Source organism: Nostoc sp. CHAB 5715, from assembly GCF_020829685.1.
Classification (GTDB): Bacteria; Cyanobacteriota; Cyanobacteriia; order Cyanobacteriales; family Nostocaceae; genus Nostoc.
In genome coordinates this window covers 1-3,775 of record NZ_JAIVFR010000754.1, presented here as the reverse complement: position 1 = coordinate 3,775, position 3,775 = coordinate 1, and the positions used below count along the sequence as shown (strand labels likewise).

Below are 3,775 nucleotides of genomic sequence, written 5' to 3'. Positions count from 1 at the left end.
CCCTGAGTATGACCAAATCTCCATAGACTTAAATAGAAATCGGGTATTTATATATTCCTAACTCCTCACTCCTAACTTTTCTACCCGCCCAAAGTCCGCGTATAAATTACCTGACCTTGGGAATCATAGAGAAAAACAGAGAGGTTGGCATTGTCACTAATTACAGCTAAGGCTTCCCGTAAGATTTGCAAGTGATTGGTAACATCAACAGCAGTCTCCGAGTTCTTAGAATAAGGATTAGCCAAGTTATTTTGTCTGATTTGGTCATACTCAGGGGTTAGCCGGACAATAATTCCTGCATTATCTATGCTAAAGGTGCAAATCCGAATTTCATTAATACAGGTTTTATCCAAGTCAGTGCGGGTTTGTTGCAAATTAGTAACAACTTGTAGTTTTTCTTGTGCTTGTTTGAGGGCTACTGAATAAGGTTCGATGAGAGACTGAGCCTGAGTGTAGTACAAACTATTTTGGGAAACTTTTTTAGCAGTTTGCAAAGCCTGATCCCAGTATGTCGTTGCTGCAAGCCATTGGTTTTGTTGCTCATATACTTTGGCTTGCTTGGCAGTACTAACGGCTTGTTGATAGGCTTTAACAGCTAATCGTTCTTTAGTAGCGCGATCGCGTGCCGCTACCAACTTAGGTTTATAATCTACCAACAGCTTTTCGGCTTCTTGGTATCCAGGGCTAGTCCGGGGAATGCTATTCAAGGCATTAATGGCCACCAGCCAAGTAGACTGCACCTTTTGCCAGTCATTCAAAGATTTAGCAGTAGCTTGCCGATTCTCGGCAGCATTAGCTACAGCTTTTGCTGCCGTTAGTTTTTTGAGCCATTTTTCCTCCGTAAGTATCTGCTGATTTACAGCGTGCAAACGTACACGGTAATTAAGTAATTTTTTTTGCACCAGTCCATAGAGTTCACTACTGGAACTTATGGTTTCTAGTGGCGCTATAGCCTGTCGCCATAGGTGTTGCCTAGCTTGTAATTCCTCTAGGCTATATGCAGGAGTTTGAACTTTTTCTGTCGCCAAAGATCCCGTCTCCAAAGCCTTGACCACCTGGCTGATTTTTTCTGACCGTTCAGAAAAACTTGCTTTTAGTTCTTCTGACACTTGGTAACGAGGCGACCAACTAGGAATTGTGTTCAGAGCTGCACTGGCTGCCGCAAGTTGTTGTTGTACAGCTACTAATTCTTTTTCAGACTTGGCGCGGCGCATCAGTTGCGGGGATTTTGTTTTTAATTGCTCGGCATTTTGTATTTCTTTACACTCAGACATCACACAAGGGCGAGTCAATAAGTAAGCACCGCCGCCTAAGACTACAATTCCCACCAAAGCTGCACCCAGTAAGATGGATTTGATTTGAAATCCTGGCTTTGAAGTCGGCAAATTCGACGCATCTGCAAATGGGTCAAACAATTCCTCCTTAGTCTTATCGATTGATGGAAAATATGTCAGAGATGATGAGGAGGATGAGGGGGATGAGGGGGATGAGGGGGATGAGGGGGATGAGGGGGATGAGGGGGATGAGGAAGAATTTACTTCCCCTGCTCCCTCATCTCCCCCATCTCCCCCATCTCCCCCATCTCCCCCATCTCCCCCATCTCCCCCATCTCCCCCATCTCCCCCATCTCCCCCATCTCCCCCATCTCCCTCATCTCCCCCATCTCCCCCATCTCCCCCATCTCCCCCTCCCCCCGTCTGCTTCAGAGCCAAGAGACATTTCGCATAAGGAAGTTGTTCACCAAAAACTCTGAGGAAGCATTGCACTCGCCGCTCTCTGTGGGGTGCTAGAGACTGAAGTACTTCCTCAATTACTGCAAAGATTATCTGAGTATCAACTATTACATCTGATTCGTGTTGCGTTAAAATCATTAGCCCGTCTTTATTGACGGCACATTTAACCTCGAAGACTTCAGCCGTTGAGACTTCTGCAAGTAATTGTTCCTGCAAAGTTTTGGCTAAAAGCTGTAAATCTTCCTGCTGGACTGCTACTTTCATAGAGCTTTCCCGCTGAATTTCTATATTGTTTTGATTATCTTTAAGAGAATGAAATGAACTTTTTAGGTTTGTTGAATGCAAATGCACAGTTTAACCAACCACAGCCTGAAAATCTAAACGACCAACGTTCTAACACACATTCGGACTTTTCACCAAAAATAAAAAAAGCAATTATAGTTCGCGTCGTTACATTTTCACAGTACTAGATGCAAAATTAAATTATCTGTCTTTAGATATAAATTATAAATAAAAAATGGGAATAATAGAATTTTTGAGTATTTTAACTGCATTAATTCGGGACAATAAAATACACAGGAGCTAATGCTCTGCAAAATTCTAGTTGCACAGTTGTGACAAATTTATCTAAAGGTTAAGGAAACGATGCTAAGTCAGAGGGTTTTGACAGAAATGGTAGTTATCTTCTATGCTAGGAAACTTACTGAAGAGATTAATTACGGGTTGTGACTCTAGCACAAACAGGTTGGCTATCAAAATTAATGTGCCTCATTGGCTGAAATCGATAAAATTGATTCGTGAAAAATAAATTTTTATAGCTGCCAAAAGCTTAATTCTAAAATAAAAGTGCTGCAAAATATTAAGACAGCACTAAGCAAAGGCTGGGAAAGTGTGAATACAAGGTGTATCAATGGATTTATTAGAGTATCAAGTTAAAGAGTGGTTTGGCAAGATAGGCATTCCTGTATTGCCTTCCCAACGAATTGACCATCCCACAGATTTGAAACGTTTAAAAATTCGCTTTCCAATTGTACTGAAATCTCAAGTACATGGAGCGGAACGTGCAAAAGCAGGTGGTGTAAGGTTTGCGGAGACTACAATTGATGCGATCGCAGCTGCTCAAAATATCTTTAGTTTACCAATATGGGGCGAGTTGCCAGAAGTTGTGCTAGCAGAATCGCAATACGACGCTAACCAGGAATTTTATCTCGCGGTGGTTTTAGATACTGCTGTTTGCCGACCAGTACTTTTAGGCTGCAAAGAAGCAGACATCGATTGGGAATCTGCTGGAGAAAGAATGCATCATGTTGTCGTGGAACAGGAATTCTCGCCATTTTATGCCCGACGACTGGCTTTGAAAATGGGTTTGCAAGAGACGCTGATGCAGTCGGTAAGCAGCGTTGTCCAAAAGATGTACCAGTTATTTGTGCAAAAAGACTTGGATTTAGTCGAAATAAATCCCTTAGCAGTCAGTGCTACTGGTCAAGTTATGGCTCTTAATGGTAAAGTCGGGGTCAACAAACGGTCGAACAAGCGTCATCCAAACATGGGTGAAATGGGAGCAAAAATCATCAGTAGTCACACAAGTACGGAAATAAATGGTATATTGGGCGACTGGGATGGTGTGCAAATGCACGGAAAAATCGGTATTTTAGGTAATGGTACTGGTTCAGTAATGACAACTTTGGATTTAGTCGGTAATGCTGGTGGCAATCCAGGTGTTTGTTTGAATCTACGTCATGCTTACCTCACAGATACTAAACCAACTACTTTTTGCGATCGCCTAGAGACAGGTCTAAAAATCCTAGAGGCTGATAGCAGCATTCAAGTAATATTAATTAACTTTCTGGGTAGCATTCCTCAAACTGAGGAAGTCGTAGAAGTTATAGCCAGAGTTGTGCAGCAAGACAACAGCGAACTTAAATCACAGGTTGTGCATTCTAATGGTAGTAAAAGTCGGCGAGAGCAGAATTCACCCTTAGTTGTCCGTCTTGCTGGTTCTGAATTTAATGCTGCTAGAAAGTATTTAGGATTTTTAGACC

At 42.2% G+C, this 3,775-nt stretch carries 2 protein-coding genes; one reads left to right on the top strand and one right to left on the bottom strand.

The genetic code is table 11. From position 1 onward, the window contains the following. Window positions 1-80: 80 nt before the first annotated feature. A complete protein-coding gene (locus LC574_RS30635; RefSeq protein ID WP_229457360.1) occupies window positions 81-1,997 on the bottom strand; it encodes a hypothetical protein in 1,917 nt (638 codons plus the stop codon). A 646-nt stretch (window positions 1,998-2,643) separates the two neighbouring features. Between LC574_RS30635 and LC574_RS30630 the strand changes: the two genes are divergently transcribed. Beyond that, the coding region (locus LC574_RS30630) for a succinate--CoA ligase subunit beta (RefSeq protein WP_229457359.1) at window positions 2,644-3,775 on the top strand (1,132 nt) is incomplete at its 3' end.

Excerpts from the sequence above, each read along its gene's own strand:
- LC574_RS30635 (WP_229457360.1), bottom strand. The coding sequence starts at position 1,997 with ATGAAAGTAGCAGTCCAGCAGGAAGATTTACAGCTTTTAGCCAAAACT.